This is a genomic window from Rhodococcus sp. BH4 (assembly GCF_002079265.1).
In the GTDB taxonomy this organism is placed as follows: Bacteria; Actinomycetota; Actinomycetes; order Mycobacteriales; family Mycobacteriaceae; genus Rhodococcus_F; species Rhodococcus_F qingshengii.
The window spans coordinates 5,852,547-5,869,289 of the sequence record NZ_CP014941.1; the positions used below are offsets into that span (position 1 = coordinate 5,852,547).

The 16,743-nt window shown below is 61.1% G+C and carries 13 protein-coding genes; 6 read left to right on the forward strand and 7 right to left on the reverse strand.

Annotated elements, in window-relative coordinates:
* Position 1: 1 nt before the first annotated feature.
* Positions 2-856 (reverse strand): LLM class flavin-dependent oxidoreductase, encoded by an 855-nt coding sequence (locus tag A0W34_RS27190; protein WP_081558576.1) that lies wholly within the window; start codon positions 854-856, stop codon positions 2-4.
* Positions 853-1,716 (reverse strand): patatin-like phospholipase family protein, encoded by an 864-nt coding sequence (locus A0W34_RS27195; protein WP_058038372.1) that lies wholly within the window; start codon positions 1,714-1,716, stop codon positions 853-855. Before A0W34_RS27195 ends, A0W34_RS27190 begins: the two co-directional genes overlap by 4 nt.
* A gap of 54 nt (positions 1,717-1,770) precedes the next feature.
* Here A0W34_RS27195 and A0W34_RS27200 point away from each other — a divergent pair, with 54 nt between their 5' ends.
* Together A0W34_RS27200 and A0W34_RS27205 are read left to right on the forward strand one after the other, a co-directional pair.
* Positions 1,771-3,456: a dihydroxyacetone kinase family protein gene (locus A0W34_RS27200; protein WP_198035670.1), complete on the forward strand. Its 1,686-nt coding sequence runs from the start codon at positions 1,771-1,773 to the stop codon at positions 3,454-3,456.
* A 101-nt stretch (positions 3,457-3,557) separates the two neighbouring features.
* Entirely contained in the window at positions 3,558-5,180 is a 1,623-nt protein-coding gene (locus A0W34_RS27205) for a long-chain fatty acid--CoA ligase (protein ID WP_003943212.1), read from the forward strand.
* A gap of 86 nt (positions 5,181-5,266) precedes the next feature.
* Here the strand turns inward: A0W34_RS27205 and A0W34_RS27210 are convergent, their stop codons facing one another.
* Genes A0W34_RS27210 through A0W34_RS27220 form a run of 3 tightly spaced genes read right to left on the reverse strand, consistent with a single transcriptional unit; the run spans position 5,267 to position 7,890 of the window.
* The gene (locus tag A0W34_RS27210; protein WP_081558578.1) at positions 5,267-5,893 is read right to left on the reverse strand and encodes a TetR/AcrR family transcriptional regulator; all 627 of its coding nucleotides are present in this window, start codon (positions 5,891-5,893) and stop codon (positions 5,267-5,269) included.
* Between the two features lie 13 nt (positions 5,894-5,906).
* Positions 5,907-6,668 carry a 3-hydroxyacyl-CoA dehydrogenase gene (locus tag A0W34_RS27215; RefSeq protein ID WP_003942978.1) on the reverse strand — a complete coding sequence of 254 codons (762 nt, stop codon included), beginning with the start codon at positions 6,666-6,668 and terminating at the stop codon, positions 5,907-5,909.
* A 28-nt stretch (positions 6,669-6,696) separates the two neighbouring features.
* Positions 6,697-7,890, reverse strand: a complete 1,194-nt coding sequence (locus tag A0W34_RS27220; protein WP_030536138.1) for a thiolase family protein — start codon at positions 7,888-7,890, stop codon at positions 6,697-6,699.
* Positions 7,891-8,258: 368 nt separating this feature from the next.
* Between A0W34_RS27220 and lanKC the strand changes: the two genes are divergently transcribed.
* Entirely contained in the window at positions 8,259-10,841 is a 2,583-nt protein-coding gene (gene lanKC, locus A0W34_RS27225; protein WP_081558579.1) for a class III lanthionine synthetase LanKC, read from the forward strand.
* 671 nt (positions 10,842-11,512) lie between these two features.
* Here lanKC and A0W34_RS27230 read toward each other — a convergent pair.
* Complete coding sequence (locus A0W34_RS27230; RefSeq protein ID WP_063315512.1) at positions 11,513-12,136, reverse strand: hypothetical protein; 624 nt, start codon at positions 12,134-12,136, stop codon at positions 11,513-11,515.
* A 526-nt stretch (positions 12,137-12,662) separates the two neighbouring features.
* Between A0W34_RS27230 and A0W34_RS32855 the strand changes: the two genes are divergently transcribed.
* Positions 12,663-12,782, forward strand: a complete 120-nt coding sequence (locus tag A0W34_RS32855; RefSeq protein WP_117435002.1) for an LPXTG cell wall anchor domain-containing protein — start codon at positions 12,663-12,665, stop codon at positions 12,780-12,782.
* 457 nt (positions 12,783-13,239) lie between these two features.
* Positions 13,240-14,478 (forward strand): HNH endonuclease signature motif containing protein, encoded by a 1,239-nt coding sequence (locus A0W34_RS27235; RefSeq protein WP_081558881.1) that lies wholly within the window; start codon positions 13,240-13,242, stop codon positions 14,476-14,478.
* Positions 14,479-14,589: 111 nt separating this feature from the next.
* Here the strand turns inward: A0W34_RS27235 and A0W34_RS27240 are convergent, their stop codons facing one another.
* Complete coding sequence (locus tag A0W34_RS27240) at positions 14,590-15,432, reverse strand: SDR family oxidoreductase (RefSeq protein ID WP_371713755.1); 843 nt, start codon at positions 15,430-15,432, stop codon at positions 14,590-14,592.
* A 277-nt stretch (positions 15,433-15,709) separates the two neighbouring features.
* Here A0W34_RS27240 and A0W34_RS27245 point away from each other — a divergent pair, with 277 nt between their 5' ends.
* Positions 15,710-16,717, forward strand: coding sequence for an AurF N-oxygenase family protein (locus tag A0W34_RS27245; protein ID WP_003943163.1), 1,008 nt, complete (start codon positions 15,710-15,712; stop codon positions 16,715-16,717).
* Positions 16,718-16,743 lie beyond the last annotated feature (26 nt).

Consider the following 16,743-nt stretch of genomic DNA (forward strand, 5'->3'; position numbering starts at 1 on the left):
ACTACGCCACCAGGGGTTGAACCTCCTGCGCGACAAAGCGAATGAACTCGCGGACATCCGGCTCGTCAACAGTCGGTTGGAGTACCACGGTGGTTGCACCTGCTGCAACCCATCGCCGTGCTGCTGCCGCGACTTCGGCCGCGTTGCCCACGGCAATCGCATCCTCCGGCGACTCGCTACCGGACGCTGCGGCCTCGGCAAGGGCGCGCTCACGACCGCCGGAACCGAAAGCACAGATGACGTAGACGACAACCTCGTGATCCGACGCCCCGATGTGAGCGATCGCCCGACGCACGCCGTCCGGGGTCGTCCCACCCGAGAGCACGGTGCCCTGCGCCAACTCGCCACTGAGTGCCAAAGTCTTTGGCCCCGTGGCGCCGACGAGCAACTGCGGCACCGTCTCCGGTGGCCACGCCAGCGTCACGTCCGTGAGATTCACGTATCGACCGGACACCGTCACCGACTCACCGCGCAGTAGCCTCTCCACCGCTCCGAACTGCTCCCGCAGGAGGGTCAACGGCGATTCGGCTTTGGCCCCGATCTGCCGCATCCAACTCTGAACGCCGTGACCGAAGCCAACCCGTAGTCGATCCGGATGAACTCTGACCAGCGCTGAAATCTCCATCGCCGTGATCGCGGTGTTGCGCATCGGGGTCGGCAGCACACCGATCGCCACACCCACGCGATCGGTCTCAGCCAATACAGTTGCAGCAGTGGCTATTCCTCCGCCGAAGAAGCAGTCTTCCCACAACCAGACCTCGTCGATACCGACTTCGTCTGCATACCTGGCATGTCGAACCAGATCTTCCGGAGATTGCTCCGGGCGCACGACGACGGCAATCCGTGCGGCGCTCATGCCGTCACCAGAAACGCGGCGATCTCGTCGGCGGTTCGACGGCCCTGTTCGCGGCCGAGTTCGGCTGCGGGGCGCCTGGTTGTCGGTGAAAGCGAGTTCGTTCCGATCGCTTCGACGACGGCGTCGTCGGCGAAGACAGGCAGCACGGGCAAGGGCGTCATCACGTCGATTTCCTCTCGTAGACTGCCGCCCAGAAGATTCGGGGCGGGGTCGGCTGCGGGTGAAAGAACCACGACCACATCGCAGTCGGCAGCCAGATGAACATTCGAGCCACTCGCCATTCCGCCGTCCATGTACCGCTCGCCCTCGATCACGACTACCGGCCACACCCCTGGTACGGCGCAACTTGCTCCGACTGCGTCGATCAGTTCTACGCCGTCAGCGTTGCCGAACACCCTCAACTCACCGGTCTGTGCGTTGATCGCCGGGATGCGCAACTCCCGGTCGGGCCACAACCGATTGGGCAGCCTCGCCTCGATGACCGCGCGACGCACGGCAGGTTCGACGGTATCGGCTCTCATCGCTGCTTCGCCGAGCAAACGGAGCTGCTCGGCCCGGTCCTGCGATCCTGCGATCGCGTCGACGAACATCTGACCGAGTACCTCGACATCGACCTTCGGGTCGAGCTCCCCGGTGGCCTCCGCTGTTTGTGCGTCGAAAAGCTCTTGCAGTGTCACGCCGCTCGCTATCTGAGCGCTCACCGTGGAACCTGCGGAAGTGCCGATCAACACGTCCGCCGTCAGCAGCGCAGCGGCAGTGTCCGGTGATTTGTCCTGAAGGCCCAACAGAAAACCTGTTTCCCAGGCGATTCCCGCAACGCCGCCACCGGCAAGTACCAACCCCAATTTCACGCCGTCCACCTCTCGTCGATCGTGATCCGTGCCCGAAGTCGACGTTAGACCTACTCTGAAGTGATGTTCATGCGCAGCGCAAAGACATTTGTTCCCGACGCACTCCGTGGGTTGATCGCATCCACCGACGACATCGCGTGGAATCCCGACCCTGGGTACCTCACACGCGCAAGGCCACTTCCCCGCGGACGGGTCGCGCTCGTCTCCGGCGGCGGTTCAGGCCATGAACCCATGCACGCCGGATTCATCGGCGAAGGAATGCTCACAGCCGTCTGCCCCGGATTGGTCTTCAGCTCACCCAATGCACTTCAGATCCACGAGGGATCCAAGGCTGCCGACGCCGGCGGCGGCGTCCTTCACATCGTGAAGAACTACACCGGCGACGTGATGAACTTCGGTATCGCCCGAGAGTTGCTACGCGAGGACAAGATCGATACGGACGTCGTCCTGGTCGACGACGACGTCGCGACCGAACGCGCAGACGGCAGTGGCCCGGGGCGACGCGGTACTGCGGCAACCATCGTGGTGGAGAAGGTCTGCGGCGCATCCGCCGCCCGCGGCGACGACCTGGCCGAGGTGACCCGGATCGGACAACACGTCGCGCACTCCGCTCGGAGCATGGCCGTCGCCCTTCGCCCATGCACATTGCCGGGGGCTGACGAGCCGTCGTTCGACTTGCCGGCGGGTCAGATGGAACTCGGTATCGGCATCCACGGCGAACGCGGCACAGAACGCGCGGACGCCCTGCCCGCACCGGAATTGGTGCGGCGGCTGACGGACCCGATCATCAAGTCCCTGAGTCTCGCCGAAGGCGACCGCGTCATCGCCGTCGTCAACGGTCTCGGCGCCACCCACCCGCTGGAGTTGCAACTTCTGTTCGCCGAACTCGGAGATTATCTGGACGAACAGGGAATTCACATCGAGCGGACACTGATCGGAACCTTCGTCACTGCATTGAACATGGCAGGCGCGTCCATCACCCTTGTTCGCACAGACAAAGAAATCCTCGAATTATGGGACGCACCAACAAAAGCGCCCGCCTGGCCGAATGCTATAGCGCGTGAGTACACCGGCATGGGCACGCGCGAATCTTTCGGTCCCACATTCACACCCGACACCTCACGCACCGCCGAAAGCAGCTTCGTCGGAAGCTGGATTGCGGACTGGGCCGAGAAGGTACTGGATCAGGAACCGGCACTGACCGATCTCGACCGACGAGCGGGCGACGGCGATTTCGGGACCAACATGGTGGCCGCACTGGATCAACTCGACATCTCGGCGATCCGTGACACGTACTCCACCGCAACGATATTCGATGCAGTCTCACAGGCGTACCTCGGCCACGCTGGTGGCACCTCCGGCGCATTGTTCGGCATCTGGTTCCGGCATTTCTTCCGCGTTGCCGCAGACTCGGCGGACTCCGAACTCGACCTCGGCGCGATCGCGGCTGCAGCGCGAGCGGGACTCGACAACATCACCTCGCTCGGCGGCGCACGCGTCGGCGACAAGACGATGGTCGACGCGATAGTTCCGGCGGTCGAGTCGTTGGAGCAATCCGTGAGCTCGGAAGCCGATCGAGATGCTGCGCTGGCGAGCGCAGCGGAAGCCGCAGCGGCCGGGGCGGAGTCGACCGAAACCATGCTCGCGAACCGCGGACGTGCAAGTTATGTGGGCGAAGCCGCTCGCGGAGTAGTCGATCCGGGAGCGCTACTCATAGCGTGGTTCTTCGCCAGTGCAGTGGGTCACTAGCGAGCACTTCGGGGCTGTGACTAATCTGGCAGCCACAGCACATCGTTTGTGACGACCCGTGGGCAAAAGCACCGGTCTCACACACCACACAGGAGCAGCCCATGCTGAGCACCATGCAAGACGCCCCCCTCTCCATTGCTCAACTTCTCCGCCACGGTGCCTCCGTTCACGGCGCCTCCGAGGTTGTCACGTGGACCGAGTCCGGCCCGCGCCGTGTGTCCTACGCTGACGTCGGCAAGCGCTGTGCTCAGCTCGCGCACGCCCTGCGCGGGCTCGGCGTCGAGGGCGACGAGCGAGTCGCCACGTTCATGTGGAACAACTCCGAGCACCTCGAGGCGTACCTGGCGATCCCCTCGATGGGCGCTGTGCTCCACACCCTGAACATTCGTCTGTTCCCCGAGCAGTTGATCCATGTCGCCAATCACGCCGAGGACCGCGTGATCATCGTCGACCCGTCCCTGATTCCGCTTCTCTCTCCGCAGCTTCCGTCGCTGACCACCGTCAAACACATCGTCGTCACCGGCTCCTCCACTGCAGGACTCGAAGCTCCCGAGGGAGTGCAGGTTCACACCTACGAGGGCTTGATCGCCGATCAGCCCACCGAGTTCGACTGGCCCGAGGTCGACGAACTGAGCGCTGCCGCAATGTGTTACACGTCCGGCACCACGGGTGACCCCAAGGGCGTCGTCTACTCCCACCGTTCGATCTACCTGCACTCCATGCAGGTCTGCATGAGCGACGGCCCCAACCTCGCGCAGGGCGATCGTGCACTCGCCGTGGTGCCTCAGTTCCACGCCATGTCGTGGGGACTTCCCTACGCCGCATTCATGATCGGTGCTTCGCTGATCATGCCCGACCGCTTCCTCCAGCCTGCCCCGTTGGCTGCGATCATCGCCAGCGAGAAGCCGACGTTCGCCGCAGCCGTCCCCACCATCTGGCAGGGCCTGCACCTCTACCTCGAGCAGAACCCGCAGGACATCTCCTCGATGCGCGAGGTTCTGATCGGTGGGTCCGCGGTACCGCCGGCCCTCATGCACGCATTCGAAGCCGATCACAACGTCTCGGTCCTGCATGCCTGGGGCATGACCGAAACCTCCCCGCTCGGATCCGTTGCCCGCCCGCCGGCCGGCGTCACCGGCGACGCAATGTGGAAGTACCGCTACTCCCAGGGGCGATTCCCGGCATCCGTCGAGGCACGTCTCATCGACGACGACGGCAAAGTTGTTGCACACGACGGCGTTTCCGTCGGCGAGCTCGAAGTGCGCGGCCCCTGGATCACCGGGTCGTACTACGGCGTCGATGCGGAAGACAAGTTCAACGACGGCTGGCTCAAGACCGGCGACGTCGGATCCATCACGGCCGACGGCTTCCTGAGCCTGTCCGACCGCTCCAAGGACATCATCAAGTCCGGCGGCGAATGGATCTCCTCGGTCGACCTCGAGAACGCCGTCATGGGTCACCCTGACGTCACCGAAGCTGCCGTCATCGGCGTGCCGGACGAGAAGTGGGACGAGCGCCCGTTGGTTGCGGTTGTCCTTCGCGCCGGTTCCGAAACCACCATGTCCGAACTGCAACAGTACCTTTCGGACAAGGTTGCCAAGTGGCAGCTGCCCGAGAACTGGGCCGTGGTTCAGGAAGTCCCGAAGACGAGCGTCGGCAAGTTCGACAAGAAACGCCTTCGCGCCGACTACCACGAGGGCGGACTCGAAGTCACGAGACTCTGACACGGAGTGAATGCCGAAGTATGAATACTGAAGGTGGGCAACAGGTTTTCGACCTGTTGCCCACCTTCGTTCACGAGCGATGCACTTTACGGCCGATAGCCGACCGTGTGAAAAGCGATGTCGACGTACTTCTGCGCCAATTGCGACGGTGACATCGGACCGCCGGTCTGGAACCAACGCGGCAGTGACTGCGCCATACCGAGTATTGCCCGGACGGTCTCTTCGGTATCGGTGACCGCGAAATCTCCCGATGCCACACCGTCGTCGACGATCCTGCGCATCAGCAACTCGAGCCGCTTACGACTGGCGGCGTATCGACTTCGGCTTTCCGGTGAGACATGCCGGATCTCGGTGTCCAACGCAGCATGCCGCGACCGGTGGGTCATATAGAGAACTATCGCCTCCACCACCAAGGCGAAGCGTCGTACCGGATTTTCGCCGGCCTCCGCTTCTGCCGCTTCGGTTCTGGTATTCAGCTCACTCATCGAGACCTCGAACAAAGCGACGAGAATTGCCTCTTTGTTCGCGTGGTGATAGTAGAGCGCGGGAACGGTTACCCCGACATGATTGGCAATCTGGCGCACCGTCGTGCCGTGGTAACCATTCTCGTCGAACAGCTCGAGCGAAGCCATCAGGATGTCGGTCATCACCAGCGGCGGGAAGGACCTCCAGTCCACTGCCACCGAGCTCACCGACTCCACCTCGCCAGTCATGTGATAGCCGAAATTACCGCGGTGCCATACGGATTGCACCGTCGAGGCGGATCGTCTCACCATTGAGCATGGGGTTGGAAACGATGTGCGCAGCAAGCGCGCCGTACTCGCTGGGATCACCCAGGCGAGAGGGGTGAGGCACCTGCTGACCCAACGACGCCTGGGCTGCTTCGGGCAGTCCGGCCAGCAACGGGGTCTTGAACAAGCCTGGTGCAATGGTGTTGACGCGGATCAGCAGCGACGCGAGGTCACGGGCGATGGGAAGCGTCATACCGACGACGCCGCCCTTCGACGCGGAGTACGCAGCCTGCCCGATCTGGCCGTCATACGCTGCGACCGAAGCGGTGTTGATGATGACGCCGCGTTCACCGTCGATCGGCTCGGTCTTCGAAATACGTTCCGCAGCAAGACGAAGGACGTTGAAGGTGCCGATCAGATTGACGTCGATGACCTTCTTGAACGCGTCGAGCGGGAAAGCGCCCTTCTTGCTGACCGTCTTGACTGCGTTGCCGATTCCGGCGCAGTTGACTGCCACGCGCAGGGGTCCGAGGGACTCGGCCACGTCGAGTGCCGCGGTGACCGCAGCCTCGTCGGTGACGTCTGCAGCCGCGAAGCGGACCCGGTCGCCAAGTTCCTTGGCGATGGCTTCACCGTTGGACGACGGAAGGTCGATAATGACGACGCTGGCACCGTCGGCAAGAAGGGCTTTGGTCGTAGCCAGGCCGAGGCCGGATGCTCCACCGGTGACGACGGCGACGCTGTCGTTGACGATCATGAGAGTTCCTTTCGAAAGGTTATGTGTTTCAGATGCGTTCGATGATTGTGGCGTTGGCCATGCCGGCGCCCTCGCACATGGTCTGCAATCCGTAGCGTCCGCCGGTGGCCTCGAGGTGGTTGACCATCGTGGTCAGCAGACGAGTACCCGAGGACCCCAGGGCATGGCCGAGTGCAATCGCGCCGCCCCACGGGTTGAGCTTTGCCGGGTCGGCGCCGAACTCGTGAGCCCAGGCGAGTGGAACGGGAGCGAAGGCTTCGTTGACCTCGTAGGTGTCGATGTCGTCGATGCTCAGACCCGCGCGAGCGAGCACCTTGTGGGTGGCTGGGATGGGTGCGGTGAGCATGAAGATCGGGTCATCGCCCGCAACGGAGAAGGAATGGAAACGAGCTCGCGGCGTCAGCCCTAGCTTCGACGCCATTTCTTCGCTCATGATCAGTGCTGCGGACGCGCCGTCGGTGAGCGGCGACGAGTTACCGGGAGTGATCGACCACTGCGCCTCGGGGAAGCGCTGCGCGTACTTCTCCGAGTAGAACGACGGCTTCAAACCGGCGAGTCCCTCGGCGGTAGTAGACGCGCGAACCGTCTCGTCGACGATATGCGAGACGGTCTCACCGGCGGCGTTGGTCACCGAGATCGGCAGAATCTCCTTGTCGAAGAGCCCCTTCGCCGCTGCCTCTGCTGCCCGCTGGTGGGACTGCGCGGAGAATGCGTCGAGAGCGTCGCGGTCAAGCTTCCACTTGGCGGCGATCAATTCTGCAGAGATTCCCTGGTTGACCAGGCCTTCGGGGTAGCGAGCCGCGACGCCCGGACCGGAAGCGTCCTTCCCCATCGTCGTGGTACCCATCGGGACACGACTCATGGATTCGACGCCTGCCGCGATCACGATGTCGTAGGCCCCGGCGATCACGCCCTGCGCCGCAAAGTGCGCAGCTTGCTGACTTGATCCGCACTGGCGATCAATCGTGGTGGCGGGTACCGACTCGGGGAACCCTGCCGACAGGACCGCGCTGCGGGTGATGTTGAGCGCCTGCTCACCGGCCTGGCCGACGCAACCGCCGATCACGTCGTCCACCAGGGCGGGGTCGAGGCCGTTTCGCGAGGTGATGGAACGCAGAACGTGGGCCATCAGTTCGACAGGGTGCGTCCCGGACAGTGCTCCGCCCGGCTTTCCCTTGCCGGACGCGATCCGGACTACATCGACGATCACTGCCTTGGTCATCTTCGTTCCCTTCGAGGACGTGCATTGCTGGGGCGGTCCGGCACCCGTGTTTCGTGGCGCCGGGTACCGGACCGAGATCGAGGGAGCACCCTGACTTAGCGCTCGCTAAAGAACTACCACCGACTTGATCCTCTCGTCAAGAGGGGGCCTCCGAACTCGAAACAAATGCGGCCGACTAAAAGCTGGGCGATCAGTGACCTCGCCTGGCCCACGCCATTCATTAGTACTTTCGAATGATAGGTTTTCAATCTTCGCCCGAAATGTCCGGAATCGGATAACCTTCCGCCACAAGCAATCCAAGCCACAGGGGATTCGGGGCGTGGCACCAATCGATGACAACCGCAGGGGGACTGACTGGGAGGTTTGGCGTGGACCTGCGATACGTTGCCTTCACGCGTGCCGACCCGCATTTCTACGACCGAATCAGAACGGTCACCCGACCAGATACATCAACTGACCAGCACTTTATCCCCGCGAAGTCGGTGGATTGGTCGCTCTGGCGGCGCGGTCCCCAAAGTGGACCGTGGAACTACTTCCAACCGCCCGACGGTCTGCTGCCAGAACAAGGATGGAAGATTCACTGCTCCGCTACCCAAGCCAACGCGCAGGAGCTGCTCGATACCGTTTCCGTGTATTGCGGTCACAATCATGTGCCGTTCAAATTTCTTCGGACGGCAGCAGACCTCATGTTGTCCAACAGCAAGCAGGCCAATCGAACTTCCAGCGGAAAATTCATCACGATCTATCCGGCGGATGGTGTTGCCACACAACGTGTCATCACCGAACTGGACAAGCTTGTCACCGGTGCCGACGGGCCGTACATCCTCAGCGATGTGCGATGGAACCGGGGACCGCTCTACTTACGGTACGGCGCGTATCTGCCCATGCAGACCTACGATTCATTCGGCGATCGCGTCCCCGCAATTCGGCGTCCTGACGGATCGCTCGAACCCGATGTGCGCGGCACTTCCTTCAGAACTCCGGACTGGGTACAAATCCCGGACTTCGTTCGCGCGCAGCAAGACAAGCTGAAATCACATGACGAATTCCCCTATTCGATCAATGAAGCCCTGCACTTCAGCAACAGCGGGGGGATCTACTCCGCGTTCGACGACGCCGGCATCGATCTGGTCATCAAAGAAGGCCGTCCCTTTACCGCCCCGGACGCCAACGGCCGGTACGCAATCGACCGCATCCGTAACGAGTACGACAAGTTGACCCACCTTGCCGACAACCCGTACGCACCTTCTGCGATCAGGTTGTTCGAGCGCGAGGGACACCACTTCCTTGTCACCGAGCGCGCTGCCGGCACTCCCCTGAATCAGGAAGTTGCGCTCCGCCACCCACTGATACGCGCGGACCAGACACTCAGTTCCCGAACGGAATACAGAACCTGGGCACTCGACATTGCACAACAGTTGACTACCTCAGTCGAGAGCTTCCACAACGCCGGAATCGTTCATGCCGATCTTCACCCTGGCAACGTCATGTGCTCACCGTCCGGTATTCGGATCATCGACTTCGAGATGGCCCACAACATCGACGAGCATCCGCCCCGGTCCACCGGAGCCCCCGGATACACAGCACCTCGACAGTTGACAGGAATCGCGGCGGATCGATACTCGTTGGGCTGCATCGAGCTGGGACTCTTTGTTCCACTTACTACATTGTTCCCTCTCGATCGCAACAAGATTCCCGAACTCATCGACTATGCGGTGTCTCGATTCGATCTTCCCCGCGCCTTCGGTGCCTCGCTCTATTCGATGCTCGACGTACAGGCGCCGGCGCCGAAGAATCGCCCGCATCGTTGGGACACGTCGTCGAACGAAACCTTGCAACGCACGGCCGCTCTATTGCGCTGCGGCATCCTCGCCTCGCTTGATCTCGCCCGCGCTGATCGACTCTTTCCCGGCGACATCGCCCAGTTCGAGGTGAACGGCTACGGCATTGCGCACGGCTCGTGCGGAAACCTGCTCGCCGATGTACTTCCCGCAGACACCTTGGAGTCAGTTCTGGAATGGACTGAACATCAAGTTGATTCGGATACTCAACCAAAGTTCGGCTTCTTCGACGGGCTCGCGGGTGCGGTGCACACCTTTCGGCATCACGGGCGACATTCGACAGCCGACAGGTGGGTCGAGACTTTGCGTCGAGCCCCACTCGACGACATCGACTCCAGCCTTTTCAGCGGCCTTTCCGGAATCGGTTGCCTCCTACTCGAGGAATCGGTTTCACGACCGACTGTGTCACCCACTCTCGCTGTCGTGACCGAGACTCTGCGCGAACGAATTTCAGCTGCTCGCTTGCATGTCCGCGACGCCGGCGGAACACCTTGGGCAGTGGCCGGCCGAGGTGGGCTGATGCGGGGACCGAGCGGACAAGCACTGTTCTGGACTCAACACTACGAACTGAGTGGTGATCCTCGATCGCTGGAACACGCACGCCAGCTCGTCGACATCGATCTGTCTGTGATGTCGATGTGCCCTGACGGGTCGATGCAGCTGAGAGAGGAGCGCCGGACGATGCCGTATCTCGGATCCGGGTCTGTCGGTGTGGGCCTGGTACTTCTTCAACTTGTTCGACATGTCGACGAGCCGCGCTACGCGTCTGCGCTACTTGCCATATCCCGCGCTGCCGCCGTCGAATTCACTGCCCAAGCCGGACTACTCAACGGGCGAGCCGGGCTGATTCTGTTTCTCAGCGAACTCTCCAAGACTCCATACGCCGGCGCCGATTGTGAACAGACGCTTGCACAGCAGTTTCAGCTTCTGGGCTTGCACAGCCTCAATCACGCAGGAGGCCTGCACTTTCCAGGTGAACAGAACCTGAGACTCTCGACAGACTGGGCAACCGGATCTGCAGGAATACTGGCGTTGCTCCGATATACCCGATCGGCAACTGCCCGACAGTCGTTTCCACTGATGTGCGCGTCGAACTGCCACATCGCCTAATTGTTCGGAAGTTATCACCCACGGCAGATTGGAGCACAGAAGTACCAGGCGAAAAACCTGGAATTAAATCAACACCGCAAGCAAACTCGATCGATCAAATCCATCGGCAAGAACGCCGATCAACAAAGGAAATGACAATGGACGCTATTCTCTCCCTTCAAGATCTGTCAGTCGCCGCCGGCAACGTCGGAGATGCCGGCCAACTCGAGCAGAACGCGGCAATCAGTTCCCTCAGTTTCTTCTGCCTCTGACCTCAGGCCGATACCTCGGAGCAAGTCCGGGGTATCGGCTTTCGGAATCCGTGCGGATCATCAGACGAACAATATTGTTTCATCATGAGACGCATCCGCACTTCACCGAGCTGTATTCGCCGATGATGTGTGCGGCCTGGCGGGCAATGCCGAGGGTAGATCGCATGGTCACTGGCGACGATATTCCTACTGATCCTGACAGCCGCACTTTCGGGCTGGTTCGTTCAGCGTTGGGGCGAGAGTTGGGACTTCAGGGACATCTGCTCGCGCTGGTACGACGGGGGGTGGCGGTTGCCGCGCCGCCACCGCCTTGACCTTCACGACGCTTTTCGTACTCCTACTTCCCTTCGCCTCAGGAATGCTGGTCGGCGTCACCACATTCGCCCGAGACTTCGAGCGGAGGGTCTGGTGGTTTGAGTTTCAATAGCTGTCAACGACAAGATGAGGGAATCGGTACCATCCGCCCCCGATGTCTTCCAGCCGGAGCTGATTGAAGGTCTTGTCGGACACACCATCGGGTGCATACACCCAGCCGGGATTGTCCAAGATGTCCAATCCATCTCGTGCGTCATAGAAATAGACGTGGGCTTCACTGCTGACGTTGGCATAGGAGATATCGAATCTGCCGATTCGTAGATCACGATGATACCCATCGGAATAGGGATCGTCAGGTTCTTGAAGTAGTTGCTGTGCAACGGTTTCGAAGTCTGCCCGATACTGATCGAAATGTGGCTGCCCCGCGGCCGCGATCCCGAGTGCGATCACCACGAGAACCGGAACAGCGACATCGGACCACAACCATGGGCGTCGCTGCCACCAGCACACTCCGAGCAGCACGATTGCAACACTCGCCGTGAGGACCCAGAGAACGACCGCACCGGCGATCGAGAGTGCACTATCCGCAGGTTCGGGCCAGGTGAGATGGCATTTCGCTGCGACATACATCGCCGACGCCGACGCTGCGATAAGTGCGTTTACCAAAACAACCCAACGAAGAGCACCGGACCTTCTCGTTGCCTGCGAGTTCGACACTGCCTGATCCATTCGATGAGAATAGCGAGCTGTTTGTCGCGGACTAGCAGTAACCACTTCCCCGATCTCACGATCGATTGTTTCTCGGCACGGAGAAAGTGTCCACGGTGCTATCTTTGCTGACTATGGGAGGCAGGGCTGCGAGGATGGTCGATTTGAACTACCGATGTCAGGAGAGCTCGGCGACTCCCAAAGTCGACAGGTCAATTTTGAGCACGGCTGGATTCGGTGGATCGCAGCAACCAATACCATCGTCACCTCATGATGACGTGACTGTTGCGGGCGAGTCGTGAAGATTCGATTATTACGAGCAAGCCAAGCGTCTTTAGCAATATCGCTGATCGCACTAACCTTGGTCTATTTGTTGGACGCATTTTCTTTGCGCCTCCAACATCAGCCCAGCTGGTGCATTGATCACTATGGAATCCCATCACGATTCAATTATCTCCTTCCCGACCGGGCGGAGAGGGTAGCGGCAGGAATTACAGACTTCTGGGGATGGTTCCCTCCAGGCATAAGCTGTACATTCACTGATGCAGTGACCAAAGAAAGCGAAACGGTGGCACCGGCCGCGGACAGGTCGCACATCGTCGTCGTTCTTGTGGCGCTGATCATGATCTCGGCTGTCGGCGTATTGTTCGGCCGCCGGAAGCGCTGAAGATTGGTTTTGGCTCGGGACTGCAGATGCGCACTCGACACCAGACCGATGAGTAATAAATCGGTGTCCGTCGTGTCCGGCGCTTCCACTACTCGTCGATCTTCGCGAATCCACCAGCCTTGTTCGAGGGCATTTCTTGCGGGTCCTGGTGGTCTTCGTTCCCATCACGCTGGCGATGACACTCCTGGGCCTGGTGCTCGGCTGGACCCATGCGCTTGCCGGGGACAGGCGGCAACATGATCGACGCCGATTACACAATGTGCTGGGGCTCAGACAATTCCGACGTGATGCTGTTGTGCTCCGGGTTGATGGTGGCGCTCGCACTCGTCGGCGCACGTGGACGACGTCGGCGACCCGCCTATAACCGACTGTCCGAAATGTCGAAATCGATTTGATAGCAGCAATTTTCGATCCACATTCTCTTGTGTTCGAAACTTTGTTCGATTATGCTTTCGGCATGGACAGTCGGGATGCGTGGCAGCTGGATGGCGAGGGCCTCAAGGAGGAGGTTCTGGATCTGGTGCGTGTCCGGCACGAGTTGCAGTCGCGGTTGGTGTTGCTGATCGTGGAGATGTTTTCCCGTGAGGTTCTCGGCGGGAAGGGTTTTCGGGCGATCGCGCAGTGGTTGCATGGTTCAACGAATTTGGAGATCGGTGAGTGCAGTCTGCTGGTCGGGTTGGCGCGGTTGTTGATGCTCGAACCTGTTGTCGCGGATGCGTTTCATCGCGGTGACGTGGATGCGTTGAAAGCCCGGCAGGTGGCGTCGTTCTGTCAGCATCCACCGAAGAACATGACCCCGGCGGATGTGGACAAGGCCCGCGGGATCCTGCTTGGCCTGGCGTCGCAGAACATCGCCGATTGTGATGCAGCGCGGGCAGCGATCCGCCGAATCGAGAAGCAGTACGGCAAGCGCGAGGACGGCGTCCCGGTCGGCGAGGATTCCGAACGTAACGAGTTCTACGCCTCGAAAGGCTTGTACGGGCGGGTCACTGTGAAGGGGGATCTGGATGCGATCAACGGGGCCCGGTTGATCACGTTGTTGTCGAGTCTGTCGGCTCCGACGCCGGAGAAGGACGGCGTGAAGGACACCCGTACGCCGGCATTACGACGGGCGGACGGGTTCTGCGAATTGTTGCGGCGGTACGAGCGGGCGGGGTTGGGTCCGATCGAGGGCGGGGTGAAACCGCACATCACGGTGACTGCGTCCGCGAAAGACATGACGGACCTGCAAGCGTTGAAAGACCTCTTGCCGTCGACTCAGGAACTGGGTTTCGCGTGGACGGATTGGGTGGGCCCCATCAGTATCGATACCGCGCGGATGTTGGCGTGCGACTGCACCGTGACGCGAATTTTGTTGGATGAGAACGGTGTTCCGCTCGACTGCGGCAAGGAAGCGAGAACAGCGACGGTTCCGCAAAGGCGAGCACTGGCCGTCCGGGATGGCGGGTGCGCGTTTCCGGCGTGCGGGACTCCGTCGGGGTGGTGCGATGCCCATCATATTGTTCACTGGAACGATGGTGGCCCAACAGATCTCGACAACCTGGTTCTGTTGTGCGGTCATCACCATCGGACGCTGCACCACACGGAGTGGCGGGTGGAGATCGGCCCGGATCGAAAGACGGTGTTCTATCCACCGATGTCGATCGATCCGTATCAACAGCCGATCGGCGGGAACAGCCCACCCACAGCAGCCTGAACCGCGACAATCGAATACATCAGCACCGGGGACGAACCATGCCCCGGTGCTGGTGCACGTTTCTGGTCAGATCCCAACCCCTCAAATCCCAACCCCTCAAATCCCAGCCCCTCAGATCCCGGCCCTTCGCACGAGAGCGTCAGTGGCAGAAGGGGATACAACGTCAATCGCTCGTAACAGCCCCGCGTACCGCGGATACAGCTCGACGGGACGCGTATTGATCGCCCTCAAGATCCACGATGCAGCTTGATCGGCCGTCAGCGCCGGCTGGCTCACGTAATCCGCCGTCGGCGCGATCATCGGTGTTCGTATGAGTGGGAATTGCACTGTGGTGACATCGACACCGGTGCCGTGACATTCCGCGCCGAGGCTTCGGCCGAATGCACTGAGAGCAGACTTCGACGCGTGATAGGCGCTGAACCTGGGCATCACGCCCGCAGTGACTCCCCAGGTTCCGACGTTGATGATGTGTCCGGACTTCGCCTCGAGCATCGCGGGCAGTAGCCGCAGCGTCAGTCTTGTCGGCCCGAAGTAGTTCAGCGCCATGGTGCGCTCGTAGTCATGGAATCGGTCGACCGAATCCAACGCGGTACGCCGGATCGAGCGACCCGCATTGTTGACGAGGATGTCGACCGACCCGAATCGATCCGCGATCGTCTCCGCGAGTTCGTCGACGGCTTCACCGCTGGAGAGGTCCGCAGGCACGATGTGTGCCCATCCTCCCCTGCGGTGAATCTCGTCCCGTACGTGTTCGAGGTTTTCCTCACCGCGCGCGACCAGGATCATCTCGGCTCCCCGACGAGCCAATAGATGAGCTGTCGCCTCACCGATCCCCGACGAGGCTCCCGTCAGGACGATGGTCTTGTCGGAAAGCGTGACGCCGCGAGACGGAACAAGGGAGCGCAGACGCGTCGGCGGTCTCAATGCAAGATTGCTGAGAATCGATCTGATCACGTCGGCCTCGGTTCGATCTTCGCGTGCGATTCGGTGCGAACCCGTCCCTGAACAGCCCACTTCGGACGCACCGCGGAAATTACTCAAAAGTAAGTTATGGCGCCGTTTCGGCCGTGTCAAGAATTCGTCGGGATTCAGGAGTATCTGCCACTAGCTTTTCCTGATACCTCGGGTTACATTAAATCCAGACCGAGTGCCAGCGATCACACAACCGGCCCTCGATTCCACCGAACACCGCGAGAAATACCAGCGGTGACCGAAACGAAGAGGAGACGCCATGACGCTCACATCGCCGCTCGACAAGCGCGGAGAAGCATCCGACGACTCGTACAACGAGACGCTTCGACTCCTGTCCGAGGGCTCGGTGCACAAGCACTTCGACCCGTACCTCGACATCGACTGGGACTCCCCCGAGTTTGCCGTCGTCCCGAACGATCGCCGCTGGATCCTCCCGGCCGAGACTGACCCGCTGGGTGCACACCCGTGGTACCAGTCGCAGTCCGAGGCCAGGCAGATCGAAATCGGCATGTGGCGCCAGGCCAATGTCGCGAAGGTCGGTCTCCAGTTCGAGAACATTCTGATCCGCGGCATGATGCAGTACGTCTTCTCACTACCCAACGATTCGGCCGAGGCGCGCTACTGCACGCACGAGTCGGTCGAAGAGTGCAACCACACGATGATGTTCCAGGAGATGGTCAACCGCATCGGTGCCGACGCTCCCGGGATGAGCCGTCCGATGAAGATGCTTGCACCCTTCATCCCCCTCGCTGCGGGTCCGTTCCCCGAACTGTTCTTCGTCGGTGTCCTCGCAGGTGAAGAGCCGATCGACCACATTCAGAAGAGCATCCTGCGCGCCGGCGGCCAGATCCACCCGATCATGCAGTCGGTCATGGCCATCCACGTAGCCGAGGAAGCGCGTCATATCTCGTTCGCGCACAAGCTTCTGAGCCGTCGCATCCCGCTGATGTCACGCCCGAACCGGTTCGTCCTCTCGCTGCTGTTCCCGATCGTCATGCGCATTCTCTGTGACGCCATCGTCATCCCGCCGAAGTCCTTCTGGAAGCAGTTCGACATCCCGAAGTCCGTGAAGAAGGACCTGTTCTGGGATCTGCCCGAGTCGCGCCAGACCCTGCGCAACTACTTCGGTGACGTCCGCATGCTGGCCACCGACACCGGTCTGATGAACCGTGCCTCGCGCCTGGTGTGGAAGGCCTGCAAGATGGACGGCCGCGCATCACGCTTCCGTAGCGAACCTCACCGCAGCTCGCACAACGCCGCCGCGTAGCTCCCGGACAGTCGAGATCGGACTCA

Excerpts from the sequence above, each read along its gene's own strand:
- A0W34_RS27205 (WP_003943212.1), top strand. The coding sequence starts at position 3,558 with ATGCTGAGCACCATGCAAGACGCCCCCCTCTCCATTGCTCAACTTCTC.
- A0W34_RS27210 (WP_081558578.1), bottom strand. The coding sequence starts at position 5,893 with ATGACTGGCGAGGTGGAGTCGGTGAGCTCGGTGGCAGTGGACTGGAGG.
- A0W34_RS27230 (WP_063315512.1), bottom strand. The coding sequence starts at position 12,136 with ATGGATCAGGCAGTGTCGAACTCGCAGGCAACGAGAAGGTCCGGTGCT.
- A0W34_RS27220 (WP_030536138.1), bottom strand. The coding sequence starts at position 7,890 with ATGACCAAGGCAGTGATCGTCGATGTAGTCCGGATCGCGTCCGGCAAG.
- A0W34_RS27190 (WP_081558576.1), bottom strand. The coding sequence starts at position 856 with ATGAGCGCCGCACGGATTGCCGTCGTCGTGCGCCCGGAGCAATCTCCG.
- A0W34_RS27215 (WP_003942978.1), bottom strand. The coding sequence starts at position 6,668 with ATGATCGTCAACGACAGCGTCGCCGTCGTCACCGGTGGAGCATCCGGC.
- A0W34_RS27245 (WP_003943163.1), top strand. The coding sequence starts at position 15,710 with ATGACGCTCACATCGCCGCTCGACAAGCGCGGAGAAGCATCCGACGAC.
- A0W34_RS27235 (WP_081558881.1), top strand. The coding sequence starts at position 13,240 with ATGGACAGTCGGGATGCGTGGCAGCTGGATGGCGAGGGCCTCAAGGAG.
- A0W34_RS27200 (WP_198035670.1), top strand. The coding sequence starts at position 1,771 with ATGTTCATGCGCAGCGCAAAGACATTTGTTCCCGACGCACTCCGTGGG.